Here is a 19,233-nt window from a genome sequence, read left to right as displayed (position 1 = left end):
GTCGAGGGCGCGGTCAGCGCGCCGGTGCCCCTGGACGGCATCCGCGGCAAGCTGACCTGCAAGGCCCCGCTCGCGCCCTATACGTGGTTCAAGACCGGAGGGCCTGCCGACTGGCTGTTCGAGCCCGCCGACATGGACGACCTCAAAGCCTTCCTCGAACGGCTCGACGGCGAGATCCCTGTCATGGCCATCGGCCTCGGCTCGAACATGATCGTGCGCGACGGCGGGGTTCCGGGCGTGGTGGTGCGGCTCGGCAAGGCCTTTGCGGGGGTGCAGCACACGGGCGAGATGGAACTCACCTGCGGCGGCGGGGCGAGCGGCATTCTGGTCGCATCGACCGCGCGCGACCTCGGCATTGCGGGGCTTGAGTTCCTGCGCGGCATCCCCGGCACGGTCGGCGGCTTCGTGCGCATGAACGGCGGGGCCTATGGACGCGAGGTGGCCGACGTGCTGATCGACTGCGCCGTGATCCTGCATGACGGCAGCTTCATCACCCTGAATGCCGAGGAACTCGATTACTCCTACCGCCACTCCGCCCTGCCCGAAGGCGCGATCGTGGTTTCGGCGCGTTTCCGGGGGCATCCGGGCGATCCGGCGGCGATCGGCGCCGAGATGGACCGCATCGCCGCCGCGCGCGAGGCTTCGCAGCCGCTGCGCACCAAGACCGGCGGTTCGACCTTCAAGAACCCCGAAGGCCACAAGGCCTGGGAACTGGTCGACCGCGCCGGCTGCCGCGGCCTCACGCTCGGCGGCGCGCAGGTCAGCGAGAAGCACACTAACTTCCTCATCAACACCGGCACCGCCACCAGCGCCGACATCGAGGGCCTCGGTGAGATGGTGCGCGATAAGGTCTACGCTGCAACCGGCGTGAGCCTCGAATGGGAAATCCAGCGGGTGGGGCGGCCGTGATGCACTTTCCCTGCCCGTTCGTGTCGAGCGTAGTCGAGACACTCCGCACAACTCAGCCTCTCGACTTCGCTCGAGGCGAACGGAATTTTGTATGACTCTCCCCGCACCCCTCCACGTCGCGGTCCTGATGGGCGGCTGGGCGAACGAGCGGCAGGTCTCGCTGACCAGCGGCGCGGGCGTGGCCGACGCGCTGGAATCGCGCGGGCACCGCGTCACGCGCATCGACATGGGGCGCGATGTGGCCCTCAGGCTGCATGAAGCGAAGCCCGATGTCGTGTTCAATGCGCTCCACGGCGTTCCCGGCGAGGACGGGACGGTGCAGGGGATGCTCGACCTGATGGGCCTCGCCTATACCCATTCGGGCCTCGCCACCTCGGTGATCGCGATCGACAAGCAGTTGACCAAGCAGGCGCTGGTGCCCCACGGCATCCCGATGCCCGGCGGCAGGATTGTGACGCGCGAGGAACTCTACGAACGCGATCCCCTGCCGCGGCCCTATGTGCTGAAGCCGGTGAACGAGGGTTCCTCGGTGGGCGTCGCCATCGTCACGGCGGACAGCAATGTCGGCAATCCGATCAGTCCTGAGGCCAAGGGCCCATGGCAGGAGTTTGCCGAACTTCTCGCCGAACCCTTTATCAAGGGCCGCGAGCTGACCGCGGCGGTGCTCGACGGCCCCGACGGCCCGCGCGCGCTGGGCGTCACCGAGCTGATCGTCGCCAACGGCTTCTACGATTACGAGAACAAGTACACCGCCGGGCGCACGGAGCACATTTTCCCCGCCAAGCTCCCGCCCGAAATCACCGCGCTTTGCGAGCAGTACGCGGTCAAGGCGCATCAGGTGCTCGGCTGCCACGGCACCAGCCGCACCGATTTCCGCTGGGACGAGGAGGCGGGCGAGGACGGGCTCTTCGTGCTCGAGACCAACACCCAGCCGGGCATGACGCCCTTGAGCCTCGTGCCCGAACAGGCGGCGGGCTGCGGGATTTCCTACGGGGATCTCGTCGAGATGCTGTGCGCCGAGGGCCTGCGGGTCCACGCATTGAAACAGGGAGGCAGGCATGGCGCAGCAGATCAGGCGTAGCGGCACCTCCGGGGTCCGGCGGGCGGCCAAGGCGCAGAGCCGCGCGGTCGCCGCGCGCAAGGCGGGGCGCTCGGCGAGCAGTGTCGCCGACCGGATCATGGGCGTCCTGCCCTTCACCGAGGAACAGTGGAGCCGCATCTGGCTGGCGATGATCATCGGCGGCAGCGTGGGGATCGCCTTCGTGATCGCCAGCCTTGCGGGCGTGCCCGCGCTGGCGCAGGCGCAGGTCGCGGCGATCGCCGCCGATGCCGGGTTCGAGGTGCGCCACGTGCGCGTCACGGGCACTTCGCGGATGGACGAGCAGCAGGTCTATGCCCGCGCGCTCGCCACCCGGAACCAGGCCATGCCCGACGTCGATATTGCCAAGCTGCGCGACGATCTGCGCGCGCTGCCGTGGGTCAAGGACGCGCGGGTCTCGATCCAGCTGCCCCACACCCTCGCCATCGACATCGTCGAGCGCGAGCCCCATGCGGTGCTCGAAAAGCCCGACCGGCTGGTGCTGATCGACGCGACCGGCGTGGAGCTCGAACCCGTCGCCGCCGACAAGGCCAAGGGGATGCTGCGGCTCGCCGGGCCGGGAGCGGCGAAGCAGGCGCGCGCGCTGGAGACGCTGCTCGCCGCCGCGCCCGCATTGGCGCCCAAGGTCGAGGCCGCCGAATGGGTCGGCAACCGCCGCTGGAACCTCACCTTTACCACCGGCCAGCTGCTCGCCCTTCCCGAAGGCGAGGTCGAGAGCGCAACCGCGCTGGTCAAGTTCGCGCGGCTCGACGGCAAGAACCGGCTGCTCGGCGGCAAGGTGCTGGCCTTCGACATGCGCACACCCCCGAGGCTCTACATGCGCCTGCCCGAAGAGGCGGCCAAGCCCAAGGTGGTCGCGGCGAAAGAGAAGGGGGAGACGACCTGATGGCCTCGCGCGCCTCCACCCCCTCGCGCCGCCTTGCGCGCACCCATGCTGCGGTCAACATTGGCTCGTTCCGCATCTCGGCCATGATCATGGGCGAGACCGAGAACGGCGAATTGCAGGTGCTCGGCTCCGGCCACCGCGCCAGCGCGGGGGTGAAGCGCGGCTATGTCACCGACATGGCCGCCGCCAGCCATGCGATCCGCGACGCGGTCGAGCGGGCCGAGAAGGCCTCCGGCACCCCGGTCCGCTCCGTTTGGATCGCCTGCGCCGGGGCGGGCCTTGCCAGCCATGTCGTCTCGGTCGACATCGAGATCGGCGGGCGGCGGATCGAGGACGAGGATGTCGAGGCGCTTCTGGTCGAAGCGCAGCAGATGATCCAGCCCGACGGGCGCAAGGTGCTCCACGCCCAGCCCGCGCACTACACGCTCGACGGCGCGCACGGCGTCGCCAATCCGCGCGGGCTTCATGCCGAGCGGCTGGGGGTCGACATCCACGTGATGCTCGCCGACGGGGCGCCGGTCAGGAACCTCACCGAGGCGGTGCAGAACGCCCATCTCGAGGTCGAGGGCGTGGTCGCCGCGCCGCTCGCCGCGGGGCACGCCTGCCTCACCCCCGAGGAGCGCGAACTGGGCGTCGCGCTGGTCGAGATCGGGGCGGACATCACCAATGTCGCGGTCTTCGCGGGCGGGATGCTGCTCGGTCTCCAGGCCGTGCCGATGGGGTCGGGCTCGATCACCGACGCGATCGCCTCGAGCTTCGGCATCCGCCGCTCGCAGGCCGAGCGCCTGAAATGCGTCGCCGGCTCGGCCATCGCCAGCCCGTCCGATCACCGCGAGCTGATCCCCGTCAGCGGCCCCGGAGAGATCGGGGGCGAGGGCGGGGAGGGCGGCGTGCCCCCCGGTCCGCTGGCGCGCGGGGCCGACGACAAGAACCGCATCGTGCGCGCGGAGCTGATCGCGGTGGTGACCCAGCAATTGTCGGTACTGACCGGTGAGATCGGCAAGGCGCTGAAGGCCATGGGTTTCGCCGGGAGCCGCGCGGGGCAGGTGGTGCTGACCGGCGGCGGGGCGGAACTCGCCGGGATGGCCGATTTCATGCAGGGCGCGCTGGGCCAGCCGGTGCGGCTCGGCCGTCCGCCGCAGCTCGCCGGGATGCCCGAGGCGCACCACGCGCCGGGCTTCGCGACGCTCGCGGGGCTGTGCCTCTACGCGGCCGACGATCCGGTCGATATCCGCGCGGTAGGCGCAGGGCGCGGCGGGGTGTACAAGGCCTTCACCCGCGAGAGCGGTTTCCTGGCGCTGCTGATGCGCCTGTTCCGCGCGCTGAGGGAATATTTCTGAGCGCGCAAAGCATGCGGCGATGCTGTGGATAAGGGTTTTGCCGCTATAAAATGTGCATGGCGATTATGTCAGAGAGGAAAAACGCGGGGGAATAAGGTGAAAATTTCCATCCCCGGCGTCTGGAGGACCAGCAGATGAGCATCAATATCGGACCCGCGGCGAGCGACGACCTGCGCCCGCGCATCACCGTCATCGGGATCGGCGGGGCCGGCGGCAACGCGATCGCCAACATGATCGCCGCCGAGATCGAGGGCGTCGAGTTCATCGTCGCCAACACCGATGCCCAGGCGCTGGCGACCAGCCCGGCCGAAAAGCGCATCCAGCTGGGCCCCGACATCACCGGCGGGCTCGGCGCTGGCGCGCGTCCCGAAGTCGGCAAGGCCGCCGCGGAAGAGACCGTGGCCGAGATCGAGAAGGCGCTCGAGGGCGTCAATATGTGCTTCATCGCGGCCGGCATGGGCGGCGGCACCGGCACCGGCGCCGCGCCCGTCATCGCCGAGGCCGCGCGCCGCATGGGCGTGCTGACGGTCGGCGTTGTGACCAAGCCGTTCCTGTTCGAAGGCACCCGCCGCATGCGCGCGGCCGAGGCCGGGATCGAGGAGCTCCAGCAGCACGTCGACACGCTGATCGTCATCCCCAACCAGAACCTGTTCCTGGTCGCCAAGGCCGAGACCACCTTCAAGGAAGCCTTCCAGCTCGCCGACGAGGTGCTCCAGCAGGGCGTGCGCTCGATCACCGACCTGATGGTCATGCCGGGCCTCATCAACCTCGACTTCGCCGACGTGCGTTCGGTGATGAGCGAGATGGGCAAGGCGATGATGGGCACCGGCGAGGGCGAGGGCGAGAACCGCGCGCTGGACGCGGCCGAGCAGGCGATCGCCAACCCGCTGCTCGACGGTGTCAGCATGGCCGGCGCCAAGGGCGTGATCATCTCGATCATCGGCGGCGAGGACATGCGCCTGCTCGAGGTCGACGAGGCCGCCAACCACATCCGCGAGCTGGTGGACGAGGACGCGAACATCATCTGGGGCAGCGCCTTCAACCCCGACCTCAAGGGCAAGATCCGCGTCTCGGTGGTCGCGACCGGGATCGAGCAGAGCGCCATCGGCCAGTCCGAACGCTCGCAGCCGGTCTCGCTCGGCGGCGCGCGCGCCCCCAAGCGTCCGGTGCTCGAACTCTCCGAGGACGAGGGCCTGGGCGAGATTCCCTCCGCCCGCCCGGCACCCGCGCCGACCTCCGACTTCGGCTTTGCGGCGCCTGCGGCTGCCGCCACGGCGGCCACGGCCGGGGCCAGTTATGAGGACGAGCCCCTCGATCTCGGCGAAGAGGACGAGGATGAGGGCGATTACGGCACGGCCGCGCCCTTCGAGCTCACCGGCATGCAGGCCGGGGACGACTACGGCGAGGAATACGAGGACGATGTCGACGACATCGTCGATCCGCTCGCGGGCCTGCGCGGCGCGGACGATGCGCCGGCCTATGGCTACGGTGCGGCGACGCCGGCGGCGGTTCCCGCCGCTGACGACGAGGACGACGCGCTCGAACTCGACGATGGCTACGCGCCCTATTCGGAGGCGCCCGAGGGGCCGGTGCAGGACGATCTGCTCGCCAGCGCCGACCGGCTCGCGGCAGAGGATCGCCCGGTCGAGGCGCGGCTCGGCGGCAGGCGTCGCCCGCTCGTGGGCGGCGGCGAGGGCGGCGCCGGTGGCGGTGCCGGCGCCGGCAGCACGCTGTTCGAGCGGATGGCCAATCTCTCGCGCAGCACCGCGCGCGACGAGGATGACGACGACGGCGACGATGACGGCCCGGCACTCAGCATCCCGCGCTTCCTCGGTCGCCAGAACAACCAGTAGCCGCGCGCCAGACGCGCCGTGTCGCAGCATCGCTGGCGGGCGGGGCTGCGCTTGCTAGGGCCTGCATGATGGTGTCGCGCCTTTCCATCTGTGCCACGCTCGCGCTCTGCGGCGCGCTCCTGCCTGCGGGCGGCGCGCGGGCGCAGGACGTGGTGGCGCAGCCGGTGGTGCAGGCCCTGCCCTCGCCCGAGGTGCAGCGCCTCAACCGCGCCCTCATCGCCCTCGCCAAGATGCCGCGCGATCGCGACACCCTGATCGAGGCGGGGCAGGCCGCGCTCGGGGTCGACGACCTTGAGGCGGCGATCGGCTTCTTTGGCCGTGCGGCGGAGGTCGATCCGGGCCATCCGGCGGTCGCGCAGGGGCTGGGCGCGGTCTATCTGCGCGCGGGCCGCGCAGGCGAGGCGCTGGTCCAGTTCGACCGCGCGCTGGCGGGCGGCGCGCCCGAGAGAGAGGTGCTGACCGACCGCGCGCTGACGCTCGACCTCGTGGGCGAGCAGCCGGCGGCGCAGGCCGCCTATGCCCGGGCACTCCAGATCGATCCGGCGAACGATGAGGCGCGCCGCCGCCTCGCGATCAGCCATGCGATCACCGGCAACCGCGCGCGGTTCGAGGAGACGCTGCGCCCCCTGCTCGACCGGCGCGACATGGCCGCCCAGCGCGCCCGCGCTTTCGGCCTTGCGATCATGGGCGAGAGCGACCGCGCGACGGCGATCGTCGAGCAGGTCATGCCGCGCGATCTCGCGACGCGGCTGGTGCCCTATCTCGGCTACATGCCGCGCCTGACCAAGCCGCAGCAGGCGGCGGCGGCGAACCTCGGCATCTTTCCGCGCGCGGCGGACATCGGCCGCGATGACCCGCGCCTCGCGCGCTTTGCCGCCGATGAGCGCGCGGAGAGCCGCCTTGCGCCCTCCGGTCCGCCGCTCGATGCGCGCGCGCCGAGCGTGCCCACCCCGCAGCCGGCGACGGTGGTCTATACCCAGCCGGTCTCGGCCGCCGCCATCGGTTCGGCGCCCGCACCCGCGCCTGCGCCGACTGCTGCAGCTGTGTCTACGCCTGTGCCTGCGCCCTCTGCCGAGCGGGTGGCGACCGTCACGCCCGTGTCGGTGTCGACGGCGCCCGCGGCCGCAGCGGTTCAGACGCTCGCCGCCGCGCCAGTGCCCGCTCCCGCACCCGCACCCGCTCCCGTTGCGGCGGCCCCGTCCGCGCCGCCGCTGCGGGTGGCCGATGCCTTCGCCGATCTCGGCGCGCCCCTGCCCGATGCCAAGGTCGGCGGCGACGCGGTCGACCTGTCGCGAATCGCGGTGCGACGCGAAGCCCCGCCGCCACCGCCGGTCGCCAAGCCGGCCGAGAAGCCCAAGCCCAAGGAGCCGCCCAAGCCGGTCCATCCGAGCCGCGTCTGGGTGCAGGTCGCGACGGGGAAGAAGATCGACGCGCTCGGTTTCGACTGGCGCCGGATCAGCCGCGAGGGCGGCGCGGCGCTGGCGAAGCTCAAGCCTCACACCGCGCGCTGGGGCGAGACGAACCGCCTCGTCGTCGGCCCGCTCGACAATCGCGACAAGGCCCAGACCCTGGTGCGCGAGCTCAAGGGCAAGGGGCTCGACAGCTTCCTGTGGCTGAGCGACGAAGGCGAGGCGGTTCAGCCACTTAAGTGATGGGCGCGGGTATCTGTGCACAGGCTTTGCACAAGCTTGTCCGGTTCTCCCCAGCCGCCCCAACCTGAGCGATTGCCAATCGCCCCCTCCAGCGTCCATCCATCGCCGCGATGGTGAATGAACCTCTTCCCCGCCCCGCGAAAGCCAGGCCATGAGAGCAGCTGACATGGACTATTCCGCCGAGGACGATGCCGCCCCCGTCGAGATGCTCGCCAGCCTCTTCGCCGCGCGCGGGTGGCCCTGCGAGATGGTCTCGGAAGACGAGATGACCGGCGAGGTGCAGGGCAGCTGGGCCAATTACCAGCTTCGCGCGATCTGGCGGGCGGAGGACAGCGTGCTCCAGTTCCTCTGCCTCCCCGACATCCGCGTGACCGACGACAAGCGCGCCGCCGCCTACGAGCTGCTGTGCCTCGTCAACGAGCAGATGTGGCTGGGGCATTTCGACATCTGGTCGAACGGCGACGTGCTGCTCTACCGCCACGGCGCGCTGCTGGGCGATGCCGGGCGCCTCAGCCTCGACATGGCGCAGGCGCTGGTCGAGAGCGCGATCGACGAATGCGACCGTTTCTACCCCGCCTTCCAGTTCGTGCTGTGGGGCGGCAAGTCCCCCCGTGCCGCGCTCGAGGCGGCGATGGTCGACGCGGCGGGCGAAGCCTAGGAACCAGGCCCGTTCGCCCTGAGCTTGTCGAAGGGCCGTCCTTTCTTCTAGCGGTTCGCATAAAGAAGAAGTGCGGGGCTTCGACAGGCTCAGCCCGAACGGATTGGAAGATTAGTGAACCACCTCCTCATCATCGGCTGCGGCAACATGGGCGGGGCGATGCTAGCCGGGTGGCTGGCGGCGGGCGAGGATCCCTCGCGCTTCTCCGTGCTCGATCCGGGCCTCGCCGAGGCACCGCAGGGCGTTGCGCTCTACCGCGACGGTACCGGGGTGCCGGGCACGCATGACGTCGTCCTGCTCGGGTTCAAGCCGCAGCAATTGGGGGCGCTCGGGCCGGGGCTTCAGGAGGTGACGCAAGGCCGCACGGTCTGCTCGCTGCTCGCCGGGATCACGCTCGGCCAGCTTGCCGCCGCTTTCCCGCATGGCACGGCGCATGTCCGGGTGATGCCCAACCTCGCCGCGCGGATCAACAAGTCGCCCGTCATCCTCGCCGAGGCGGGCCTTGATCCCGCAGCGCGCGACGTTGTCTTCGCCTTGTTCGATGCGCTCGGCAGCGCCGTTTGGCTCGAGGACGAGGCGCGGTTCGATCTCGTCACCGCGCTCGCCGGATCGGGGCCGGGCTTCGTCTACCGCTTCATCGACGCGCTCGCGGGGGCGGCCATCGATCTCGGGTGCGACGAGGCCACCGCCGCCACCCTCGCGCTCGCCACGGTCGAAGGCGCGGCGGCGCTGGCGGCGGCCTCCGACGCCTCCCCTGCGACCCTTGCCGACCGCGTCGCCAGTCCGGGGGGCATGACCCGCGAGGGGCTGAACGTGCTCGACGCCGACAATGCGCTGCGACGCCTGCTGGCCGAGACCCTGCGCGCCACCCGCGACAAGGGCGCGGCGCTCTCGCGAGGTGATTAAGATTAACCTCTGTTAATCTGAACGAATTGCGCGCTTTGCAATCCGGTTTCGCTTGAAATGCGCAGGCGAAACCCCGATATTCGCCTGCATGGAGAGCGCGGGCTTTTCCCGCGCTCCGCAAACCAAGGATCAAGGGTTTCGCAATGGCTGACTGGAATGACACCTCGCGCAATGCGCAGCGGCTTGGCTCCGTGCCCCGCGCCGGAGGCGATGTCGCCGGCCGCGTGAGCTATGACGAGGGCCTGCGCTCGCACATGCTCTCGATCTACAACTACATGACATCGGGCATCCTGCTGACCGGGATCGTCGCGCTGCTGGCCTTCACCAGTGGCACCGCGGCGGCGATCTTCACCGGCGGCATCCTGCGCTGGATCGTCGCGCTCTCGCCGCTCGCCGTGGTGTTCGCCATGAGCTTCGGCGCGAACCGCTTCAGCACCGGCACGCTCCAGCTGCTGTTCTGGGGCTTCAGCATCCTGATGGGCCTGTCGCTCTCGTCGGTGTTCCTGATCTACACCGGCGGCTCGATCGCCACGACCTTCTTCGCCACCGCGGCGGCCTTTGCCGGCCTGTCGCTGTGGGGCTACACCACCAAGAAGAACCTGTCGGGCTTCGGCAGCTTCCTGATCATGGGCGTGATCGGCCTGATCGTCGCCTCGCTGCTCAACCTGTGGCTGCAGTCGCCGGCGTTCCACTACGCGATCAGCTTCATTGGCGTGCTGATCTTCGCGGGCCTCACCGCCTATGACACGCAGCGCCTGAAGAACGAGTACGAGTACCTGCGCGGCACCGAATTCGCGGGCAAGGCCGTGATCCTCGGCGCGCTGAGCCTCTACCTGGACTTCATCAACATGTTCCAGTTCCTGCTCAGCTTCCTCGGCAACCGCGAGTAATCCGGTCGCCGTCCGGGCCTCGGCCCGACGCACAGGTGTTGAAATGTCGGATGCCCGGGGCCCTAAAGGGGTCCCGGGCATTTGCTTTGGGGAATTGGGCGGCTATCGCTGCGGCTTCAGGCTGGAGCAAGCCCGGGGGGCGCATGACTGCCCCGCAGCGGCTGGCACGGCCCGCAGCAGGAGAGAGATACCCCCGATGAGCGCGGCTCCGCATACCCCGACCCGTCCCCATGTCCGTGGCACCACCACGCGCACGCCCTTCGGCCTTGCGATCACCACACTGATCGCGGGCGGTGCGCTGCTCGCCGCCTGCGCCACCCCGGCGCCGCCGCCTCCCCCGCCGCCGCCTCCCCCGCCGCCGCCGCCGGTGGTCGAGGCCGTGCCCTATCGCCCGCTCCCGCCCGGGGGTGCGCATTACGTCATGGAATTGCCTCCGCGCGGACCCGACGGGCGGCGCATCACCGTCAACAGCAGCCTCACCGACGATCATCTCGTGTGGCACCTGCGCTCGGCCTGGAACGTCGCCGCGCTCAACTGCCTCGATCCCGAATACGAGCCGGTCCTGCAAGGCTACCGCGCCTTCCTCAGCAACAATGTTCGCTCGCTGAAGGCGGTCAACGACCGGATCGAGGCGGAGTACATGAGGAAGCACAAGCCGCGCCGCGCCGCGATCGTCGCGCGGGACGGGCTGACGACGCAGGTCTACAATTTCTTCGCCCTGCCGGCCGCTCGCGCGGGCTTCTGCCGCGCGACGCTCGACATGGCGAACCGCGCGCTCGCGGCCCCGCCGAAGAACCCGCTCGTCTTCGCCCGCGAGAATTTCGATGGGCTGCTGGTGCCCTTCGAGGCCTTCTTCGACGAGTACGAGGCCTACCAGCGCGCATCGGCCGAATGGGACGCCAAGTGGGGCGCGCAATATGGCGCATCGCAGCCCGGCTGGGTGGCGGTGCAGCAGGCGCGGGCCAGCGGCCAGCCGGTGCCGAGCGTGATCGATCTGGGCGCGCAGGGCGTGCCGGTGCAGACCGTGATCGACCCGGAAACCGGCTTGCCGGTGCCGGTGATTCCGGTGAACGAGGGCGTCACCTCGCAGCCCGTGGTGCAGCCGATCGCGCCTTCCACCGCCACCCCGCCGCGCAAGCCCTGATACGGGGGCGCGCGCGGCGCAAAATCGCCGTTGCACGCGGCGATTCTTCCCGCTAATGCGCGCGCTCGCCCGCTCCCCTATGTGGTGTGCGGCGGGCGCGAGAACTGGAACGGGGCCGTAGCTCAGCTGGGAGAGCGCGTCGTTCGCAATGACGAGGTCAGGGGTTCGATCCCCCTCGGCTCCACCAGTTTTCTAGCTTCGCCAGAAAACTGGATTGTTTGTTTTCGCCCGCAAGCGCCGGGCGGCGGACATCCGACCGCATTGGCATCCCTCGCAAAGGCTCGGGCGCGCGTTCGCGCTTGCGGCCTTTCGGGCCGACACAGTGCGCTCGTCGAACACTGTTCTTTACGTGTCTTGCCGTCAGCCGCGCCTGACGCTATCGCTGCACCCGCGTTTCGGTAACGGGAATGCGGTGCAAATCCGCAGCTGTCCCTGCAACTGTAAGCGGTGAGTTCGGACATGCGCGCTCCCTTCATGGGGGCAGCCACTGGGGCCTTCGGGCAACCCGGGAAGGCGAGCATCCCGAGCGTCGATCCGTGAGCCAGGAGACCGACCGGAGCGTGTCGCTCTTTGCTTGGTTCAGGGGTTGGCCAGGCGCGGAAACAGACTTTCGTTGTGAGCGACATCGCCGGGCTGTGGGGGAGCTTCCCCCGCCGCCACCATGTTGCTTGTGACGGGAGGAATCCGTGAAGAATTCTGCATTGCTGGGAAGCGTCGCTGCGGCGGCGCTGGTTTGGGCCGTGCCTGCCTTGGCGCAGGACGAGGACGCGGTGTGCGTCGATGGCTGCCGGGACGGGAGCGCGACACTCCAGGACCCCATCCTCGTGACCGCCAGCCGTGGTCAGGGTGTGAGCGTCCGGGACTACAACGGCTCCGCACTGGTCATCACCGCCGAACAACTCGAACAGCGCCAGACCCGCGACATCGCCGATGTTCTGCGCGACATCCCGGGCGTGGCGGTCGCGGGCGTGGCGGGGCAGACCCAGATCCGCCTGCGTGGCTCGGAAGCCAATCACGTCCTCGTGCTGGTCGACGGGATCGAGGTGTCCGATCCCTTCGCGGGGGAGTTCGACATCGGCACGCTCCAGGCCGATATCGGCGCGCGGCTCGAAGTGCTGCGCGGGCCGCAGTCGGCGCTCTACGGTCCCGACGCGATCGGCGGCGTGGTCGCCTATGAAAGCGCCGGCGGGCGCGACGTGCCGGGCCTTGCCGCGAGGATCGAGGGCGGGACGCAGGGCACGTTGAACGGCGCGGTCCGATATGGCGCGGCGGGCGACGCGTGGGAGGCGGCGCTCTCCGCCGTCGTCGTCAGCACCGACGGCCAGCCCAACGCCCGGGGCGGCACCCGCGATATCGGGCGCGACAGCTACACCCTCGCGGGCAAGGGCAGCGTGGACGTGGCGGACGGCTTGCAGCTGCGCGCGGCGGCCCGCTTCATCCGCACCGAGGGCCTGTTCAACGATCAGGACTTCAACCCGGCAAGCCCGACCTTCGGCCTCGTGATCGACTCTCCCGGAACGCGCTTCACCAACGAGGCGGTCTACGCCCTCGTCGGTGCGCGGGCCGAGGCGCTCGACGGGCGCTGGACCCACGATCTCTCGGCCCAGATCGCCGACATCACCCGCGACACCTTCGGGCCGTTCGGGCGCTCCAATTCCTCGGAAGGCGACCGCGTCAAGGCGTCCTATGTCAGCGCGCTGAGGCTGGCGCAGCGGCACAGCCTGACCTTTGCCGCCGATTACGAGGTGGAGGGCTTCCGCAACACCACGCCGGGCGGCTTTGCCTTCGGCGGGCGGCGCGACATCGAGCAGGTCGGGCTGGTGGGCGAATATCGCTTTGCGGGTGAGGCCGTCGACCTCTCCGCCGCGCTGCGCCACGACATCAACGACCTGTTCCAGGACGCCACCACCTTCCGCGTCGGCGCGGGCTGGCGCCTGACGGAAACCACCCGCCTGCGCGCCGCGGCGGGCAGCGGGGTCAAGAACCCGGGCTTCTTCGAGCTCTACGGCTTCGTCGACGGGCGCTTCATCGGCAATGCGGCGCTCAGGCCCGAGAAGTCGACTGGTTGGGAAGTCGGCCTCGATCAGGACATCGCCGATGCCGCGCGCCTCTCGGTGACATATTTCGACAGCGAGCTGGAGGGGGAGATCTTCACCACCTTCCCCCCGCCGGCCTTCATCGCCACCCCCGCCAACCGCACCACGGAAAGCCGCCAGCGCGGGGTGGAAGTCTCGCTCAATGCGCGCCTAGGCGAGCAGTGGAGCCTCGATGCCGCCTACAGCTATCTCGATGCCGAGGAGAACGGGCGCGAGGAAGTGCGCCGTCCGGACCACATCGCCAGCGCCGCGCTGACCTGGACCGCACCGGGCGATGCCGCCTCAGCCACGCTGGTGGTGCGCCACAACGGCGCGGCGCTCGACGATGCCTTCACCGATCCGAGCTTCCGCCCGGTGCGGGTGCAGCTTGACGACTACACCCTCGTGAACCTCAACGCCCGGGTGAAGCTGACCGACCGCATCAGCGGCTTCGCGCGGGTCGATAACCTGCTGGGCGAGGCATACGAGCAGGTCTTCAGCTTCGTCTCGCCCGGCCGCTCGGCAGCCGTGGGCGTTGAGGCGCGGTTCTGACGGGAGGCGCGGACATGACCGGACTTCACAAGTCGCTCCCGCCGCTGGCGCTCCCCGCAATCCTTGCCGCGACGACGCTGAGCGGCACGGTGGTGCTCGCCTGCATGATGCCCTTCGCGGCCATCGCCACCATCGCCGCGCTTGCCATGCCGGGGCGGCGCGGGCTGGCGAGTGTGGCGGGGTGCTGGCTCGGCAACCAGGTGCTCGGCTTCGGACTCATGGGCTTCCCGTGGGACGGGCCGACCTTCGCCGCGGGGCTCTCGCTGCTCGCCTCGAGCCTTGTCGCTTGCGCGGCAGCAAGGGCTGTCAGGGGAGGGCCGATCCTTGCCTTCCTCGCCGCCTTCGCCGCGTTCGAGCTGAGCCTTTTCGCCTATGCGCTGCCGTTCGGCGACCCGGCGCTGTTCGCGCCGGAGATCGTCGGGCTGATCGCGCTGAATGACGCGCTGTGGTTCGCGGGGCTGTGGCTCGGCTGGCAGGTGCTCGCGCGGCTCCCCGGGCTGGAGGCGTCGCAGGCGCGATGAACCCGCCGGTCAGGATCGTCTCGCTGCTGCCCAGCGCCACCGAGATCGCGGTGGCGCTGGGGTTGCAGGAAAACCTCGTCGGCCGCTCGCACGAATGCGACTTCCCGACGGCGGTGAAGGCGCTGCCCGTCTGCACCTCTACCAAGCTGGAGAAGGGGCTTTCGTCCCAAGGCATCGAGGACCGGGTCAAGGCGATCGTCGAGAAGGGCCTGTCGGTCTATGATGTCGATTCTGCCCTGCTGAAGTCGCTGCGCCCGGACGTGATCCTCACACAGGCCCAGTGCGCGGTCTGCGCGGTGACGCCTGCCGATCTGGAGGAGGCGCTGGCGAGCTGGGTGGGGACGCCGCCCGTGCTGGTCTCGCTCGCACCTGACGATCTGGCAGACGTGTTCGGCGATCTCGTCCGCGTGGCCGAGGCCGCCGGCGTGCCCGAGCGCGCAGTCGTGGCGGCGGCGCGGATGCGGGAGGGGTTCGGCGCGCTCCCCGCCGCCCCTGCCACACGCCCCACCTTGCTCGCGGTCGAGTGGATCCAGCCGCTGATGGTCGCCGGCAACTGGGTGCCCGAACTCGTCACCGCCGCCGGGGCCGAGCCGCTGCTCGCCGCGCCCGGGGTCCATTCGCACTGGATCGAGACGGAGGCGGTCGTCGCCGCCGATCCCGACATCATCGCGCTGATGCCCTGCGGCTACCAGCTCGCCCAGACCCTGCCCGAAGCCCGCGCGCTGCTCGCCGAAGAGCCATGGCGCAGCCTCAGGGCGGTGCGCGAGGGGCGGGTCTATGCGGTCGATGGCCACCACCTGTTCAACCGCCCCGGGCCGCGTCTGGTCGAAAGCGCCGAGGTGCTCGCCTGCCTGATCCACACGCCCGATGCGGTCCCCGAACGCCTCCAACCCTTCATCCGGAAGCTCTGATCCGCCATTCCCCTCGCATTCGCAGCAGAATTTGCGTAGGGGGCCGCCATGCATTTCCTCGACCAGGCCAAGATCTACGTGAAGTCCGGCGGAGGCGGCCCCGGCGCTGTCTCCTTCCGGCGCGAGAAATATGTCGAATATGGCGGCCCCGACGGCGGTGACGGCGGGCGCGGCGGCGACATCGTGTTCGAGGCGGTCGCCGGGCTCAACACGCTGATCGACTTCCGCTATTCGCAGCACTTCAAGGCGCCGCGCGGCGGGCACGGCATGGGCAAGGACCGCACCGGCGCCAGCGCCAAGCCGCTCGTCATCAAGGTGCCGGTGGGCACGCAGGTCCTCTCGGAGGACAAGGAGGAGGTGCTCGCCGATTTCACCGAGGTCGGCCAGCGCGTCGTGTTCCTCGAAGGCGGGATGGGCGGGCGCGGCAACGCCAGCTACAAGACCTCGACCAACCGCGCCCCGCGCCAGCACCAGCCGGGGATGCCGGGCGAGGAAATGTGGGTGTGGCTGCGACTGAAGCTGCTCGCCGATGTCGGCCTCGTCGGCCTGCCCAACGCGGGCAAATCGACCTTCATCAACGCGGTCAGCAACGCACAGGCGAAGGTCGGCGACTATGCCTTCACCACGCTCGTTCCCAAGCTGGGCGTCGTGCGCCACAAGGGGCGCGAATTCGTGCTCGCCGACATTCCGGGGCTGATCGAGGGCGCGGCCGAAGGCGTCGGGATCGGCGACCGCTTCCTCGGCCATATCGAGCGTTGCCGTGTGCTGATCCACCTGATCGACATCACCGGCACCGATGATGCCGACCCCGTCGAAGCCATGCGCATCGTCGAGGAGGAGCTGGCGGCCTATGGCGACAAGGAGCACACGCGCCTCGATGAAAAGCCCCGGCTGGTGGTGCTCAACAAGCTCGACCTCGCCGATGCCGAACTGGTCGAGAGTTTCCGACAGGAACTGCTGGCCGCCGGCGCGGAGCAGGTCTTCGCGGTGTCGGGCGCGACCGGCGCGGGCATTCCCGACCTGCTCGACGCGGTGCTCGGCTACCTGCCCGATCGCACCGCGACCGAGACCAAGGCCGTCGAGGTCGAGGATGACGGCGACACCCCCGAATGGTCGCCGCTCTGATCTGACGCGATGCTGACGCAGCACCCATGAAGAATCTGGCCGACATCACCACCGCGCGGCGGATCGTCGTGAAAATCGGCTCTGCGCTGCTGGTCGGCGGCGGAAGCCCGCGCGCGGAATGGCTGGCGCGCATGGCGGGCGACCTCGCGGCGCTGCGGCAGGCGGGCGCGCAGGTGATCGTGGTGAGTTCCGGCGCGATCGCGCTCGGCGCGGCGCGGCTGGGCTTGGCGAAAGGGGGCCGGGGGAGCCTCGCGGACGCACAGGCCGCCGCCGCTGTGGGCCAGATCGCGCTCGCCGACCTGTGGAGCCGCGCGCTCGGGGGCGAGGGGATCACGGCGGCGCAGATGCTGCTGACCCTCGGCGATCTGGAAGACCGGCGGCGCTATCTCAATGCCGCCGCGACGCTCGACCGGCTGCTCGAGGCGGGGACGATCCCCGTCATCAACGAGAACGATTCGGTCGCGACCGAGGAAATCCGCTTCGGCGACAATGACCGCTTGGCCGCCCGTGTGGCGCAGGCGGCCAATGCCGATGTGGTGCTGCTGCTTTCGGATGTGGACGGCCTTTACGACCGCGACCCGCGCGAGGATGGCGCGGCGCTGGTGCCCGTGGTCGAGGCCGTGACGCCGGAGGTGATGGCGATGGCGAGCGGAGCGTCGTCCTCCGGCCTCGGCTCGGGGGGGATGGTCTCGAAGCTGCAGGCGGCGCAGATCGCGACCCGCGCCGGCATCGCGCTCGGCATCCTCAACGGGACGCACGAGGCGCCCATCGCCCATGCTCTCGCAGCGGGAACCGCGACGCTGTTCCTGCCCGTAAGCGCCGCCTCGGCCCGCAAGGCCTGGCTCGGCGGACGGCTCGCACCTGCGGGCGAGTTGCGCGTCGACAGGGGCTGTGCCGTGGCACTGCGGAGCGGTGCGAGCCTGCTGGCGGCGGGGGTGGTGGGGGTTTCCGGCACCTTCCGCCGCGGCGATCTGGTCAGCGTCCTGAGCCTCAAGGGCGAACGCCTCGCGCAGGGTCTTGCCGAATACGACGCCGCGGAGGTGCAACTGATCGCCGGCAAGCGCGCCGAGGATCAGGCCGAGCGCCTCGGCTACGCGCCGCGCTCCTGCGTGATCCACCGCGACCACATGGTGCTGCTGTGAGCCTTTTGGCGATCACCGGCGCGACCGGCTTCGTCGGCTCTGCAGTGCTGGCCGAAGCGCTGGCGCAGGGGCACCAGGTGCGCGCGCTCGCCCGCCGCGACCAGCCGCCGCGCGCGGGCGTCGAATGGGTGCGCGGCGATCTCGGCGACGAGGGCGCGCTAGCGGCACTGGTGGAAGGTGCGGACGCGGTGATCCATGTCGCGGGCCTCACCAACACCCCCGATCCGGCGCAATTCGACGTCGCCAATGTGACCGGCACCGCCAACGTGATTGCCGCCATGAAAGGGGCGGGGGTGAAGCGGCTGGTGTTCGTCTCCTCGCTCTCCGCGCGCCAGCCCGAACTGTCGCTCTACGGCGCCTCCAAGGCGAAGGCCGAGGCGCTGGTGGAGGCGAGCGGCCTCGACTGGACCACCGTGCGCCCGCCCGCCGTCTACGGCCCGCGCGACATCGACATGCTCGACCTGTTCCGCGCCGCGAAGTGGGGCGTGGTGCCGCTGCCGCCGGGAGGGGCGACCTCGATCATCCATGCCGACGATCTCGCCGCCCTGCTCGTGGCACTTGCCGCCGGCAACGCCGCGCCGACGCGCAGGAAGGTCTACGAGCCCGACGACGGGCGCGAGGGCGGGTGGAGCCACAAGGAGCTCGCCGCCGCGATCGGGCGGGCGATGGGCCGGGGCAGGGTCGCCGCGCCCCATCTGCCGCGCGGCGTGCTCGAAGCCGCCGCCCGCGCCGACCGGCGCCTGCGCGGGGACAGGGCGAAACTCACCGCCGACCGCGTGGGTTACATGTGCCACCCCAACTGGGTCGCCCGCTTCGACCGCAAGCCCCCGCCGGGCCTGTGGCAACCGCGCATCCCGGGCGAGGAGGGGCTCAAGGCCACCGCCGAATGGTATCGGCGCGAGGGCTGGGTTTAGGCGCCTGACGCGGCGAAGACGTCGGGGATGGTCAAGCTTTCGTGAGTTCCGCCTTCGCCTCGGCAAGCTCGCGTTCGACGAGATGCCGGATGTGATCCACCCTCTTGCGTGGCCCCTGAAAGGCATATTTGCGCAGCATCAACAGAGCTGTTGCGAAGATGACCACGAAAAGAACCACCGGGGTCAACACGCCAAGCGCCCACCCCACGATACTCACACCCAAGACTGTCACGACGACTGCAATGATCAGGGCAAGACAACCCTCGACAACGATCCCGCCGCCATCAAGATCGACACGATATTGACCGTCGGAAGAGCCGCTCACGATGTGATCATAAACCAGTCTGTCCGTGTTGTGGTTATAGTAAGCAACGCTGTTGCCACGATCCGCACCGACGCGGCCCAGATAGAAGACCGTCAGCACATGCCCCTCGCGTCCGACGATGTTCGCATTTGCCTGAACCGAGATTTCTTTTCCTGGTACAGTTTCGATCAGCAGGTCGGTCATGTGCGTCGTCGAAGACGAGACATAGGTGCTGTTGCCGCTCACCGAGGTTGATGACCGTGTATCGACCTTGGTGACGCTTCCCGTCTTGGAGAAAACCTCCAAGTCGTTGAGTCTGGCCCTCTTGATGTCCTTTGCCCAGTCCATGTCC

The 19,233-nt window shown here is 69.7% G+C and carries 17 protein-coding genes, 1 tRNA gene and 1 riboswitch; of the genes, 17 read left to right on the top strand and 1 reads right to left on the bottom strand.

Going from position 1 to position 19,233, the window contains the following annotated elements; all coding sequences use genetic code 11:
* The first annotated feature begins 30 nt into the window (after positions 1-30).
* The 17 genes from murB to ACMX37_RS11285 all read left to right on the top strand — a co-directional run bounded on the left by murB (position 31) and on the right by ACMX37_RS11285 (position 18,577).
* Positions 31-909 (top strand): UDP-N-acetylmuramate dehydrogenase, encoded by an 879-nt coding sequence (murB, locus tag ACMX37_RS11365; protein ID WP_483148398.1) that lies wholly within the window; start codon positions 31-33, stop codon positions 907-909.
* 91 nt (positions 910-1,000) lie between these two features.
* On the top strand, positions 1,001-1,990 hold the full coding sequence (locus ACMX37_RS11360) for a D-alanine--D-alanine ligase (protein WP_483146030.1): 990 nt from the start codon (positions 1,001-1,003) through the stop codon (positions 1,988-1,990).
* A complete protein-coding gene (locus tag ACMX37_RS11355; protein WP_483146029.1) occupies positions 1,968-2,894 on the top strand; it encodes a cell division protein FtsQ/DivIB in 927 nt (308 codons plus the stop codon). Before ACMX37_RS11360 ends, ACMX37_RS11355 begins: the two co-directional genes overlap by 23 nt.
* Positions 2,894-4,234 carry a cell division protein FtsA gene (ftsA, locus tag ACMX37_RS11350; protein ID WP_483146028.1) on the top strand — a complete coding sequence of 447 codons (1,341 nt, stop codon included), beginning with the start codon at positions 2,894-2,896 and terminating at the stop codon, positions 4,232-4,234. Before ACMX37_RS11355 ends, ftsA begins: the two co-directional genes overlap by 1 nt.
* 134 nt (positions 4,235-4,368) lie before the next feature.
* On the top strand, positions 4,369-6,087 hold the full coding sequence (ftsZ, locus tag ACMX37_RS11345) for a cell division protein FtsZ (RefSeq protein ID WP_483146027.1): 1,719 nt from the start codon (positions 4,369-4,371) through the stop codon (positions 6,085-6,087).
* A gap of 65 nt (positions 6,088-6,152) precedes the next feature.
* On the top strand, positions 6,153-7,739 hold the full coding sequence (locus ACMX37_RS11340; protein ID WP_483146026.1) for a tetratricopeptide repeat protein: 1,587 nt from the start codon (positions 6,153-6,155) through the stop codon (positions 7,737-7,739).
* A gap of 151 nt (positions 7,740-7,890) precedes the next feature.
* Positions 7,891-8,397 (top strand): type III secretion system chaperone family protein, encoded by a 507-nt coding sequence (locus ACMX37_RS11335; protein ID WP_233996898.1) that lies wholly within the window; start codon positions 7,891-7,893, stop codon positions 8,395-8,397.
* 114 nt (positions 8,398-8,511) lie between these two features.
* Complete coding sequence (locus ACMX37_RS11330) at positions 8,512-9,303, top strand: pyrroline-5-carboxylate reductase family protein (protein ID WP_483146025.1); 792 nt, start codon at positions 8,512-8,514, stop codon at positions 9,301-9,303.
* Between the two features lie 143 nt (positions 9,304-9,446).
* Positions 9,447-10,193, top strand: coding sequence for a Bax inhibitor-1/YccA family protein (locus ACMX37_RS11325; protein WP_483146024.1), 747 nt, complete (start codon positions 9,447-9,449; stop codon positions 10,191-10,193).
* A 196-nt stretch (positions 10,194-10,389) separates the two neighbouring features.
* Positions 10,390-11,337 (top strand): hypothetical protein, encoded by a 948-nt coding sequence (locus ACMX37_RS11320; RefSeq protein WP_483146023.1) that lies wholly within the window; start codon positions 10,390-10,392, stop codon positions 11,335-11,337.
* Positions 11,338-11,448: 111 nt separating this feature from the next.
* Positions 11,449-11,524: transfer RNA gene (locus ACMX37_RS11315), tRNA-Ala, on the top strand.
* 192 nt (positions 11,525-11,716) lie between these two features.
* A riboswitch (cobalamin riboswitch) is annotated at positions 11,717-11,909 on the top strand.
* Positions 11,910-12,023: 114 nt separating this feature from the next.
* A complete protein-coding gene (locus ACMX37_RS11310) occupies positions 12,024-13,964 on the top strand; it encodes a TonB-dependent receptor plug domain-containing protein (protein ID WP_483146022.1) in 1,941 nt (646 codons plus the stop codon).
* Between the two features lie 14 nt (positions 13,965-13,978).
* Entirely contained in the window at positions 13,979-14,485 is a 507-nt protein-coding gene (locus ACMX37_RS11305; RefSeq protein WP_483146021.1) for a hypothetical protein, read from the top strand.
* Positions 14,482-15,396 carry an ABC transporter substrate-binding protein gene (locus ACMX37_RS11300; RefSeq protein WP_483146020.1) on the top strand — a complete coding sequence of 305 codons (915 nt, stop codon included), beginning with the start codon at positions 14,482-14,484 and terminating at the stop codon, positions 15,394-15,396. The genes ACMX37_RS11305 and ACMX37_RS11300 overlap by 4 nt, the downstream gene beginning before the upstream one ends.
* A 48-nt stretch (positions 15,397-15,444) precedes the next feature.
* Positions 15,445-16,521: an Obg family GTPase CgtA gene (gene cgtA / locus ACMX37_RS11295; RefSeq protein ID WP_483146019.1), complete on the top strand. Its 1,077-nt coding sequence runs from the start codon at positions 15,445-15,447 to the stop codon at positions 16,519-16,521.
* Positions 16,522-16,547: 26 nt separating this feature from the next.
* On the top strand, positions 16,548-17,663 hold the full coding sequence (gene proB, locus ACMX37_RS11290; RefSeq protein ID WP_483146018.1) for a glutamate 5-kinase: 1,116 nt from the start codon (positions 16,548-16,550) through the stop codon (positions 17,661-17,663).
* Positions 17,660-18,577 (top strand): NAD-dependent epimerase/dehydratase family protein, encoded by a 918-nt coding sequence (locus ACMX37_RS11285; protein ID WP_483146017.1) that lies wholly within the window; start codon positions 17,660-17,662, stop codon positions 18,575-18,577. Before proB ends, ACMX37_RS11285 begins: the two co-directional genes overlap by 4 nt.
* A 31-nt stretch (positions 18,578-18,608) precedes the next feature.
* Here ACMX37_RS11285 and ACMX37_RS11280 read toward each other — a convergent pair whose 3' ends face one another.
* Positions 18,609-19,229, bottom strand: coding sequence for a hypothetical protein (locus ACMX37_RS11280; protein ID WP_483146016.1), 621 nt, complete (start codon positions 19,227-19,229; stop codon positions 18,609-18,611).
* Positions 19,230-19,233: the final 4 nt, after the last annotated feature.

It is taken from the genome of Porphyrobacter sp. THAI-01a (assembly GCF_056868655.1).
Note: the sequence above shows the minus strand (reverse complement) of the source record. Positions and strands in the feature narration are given on the sequence as shown.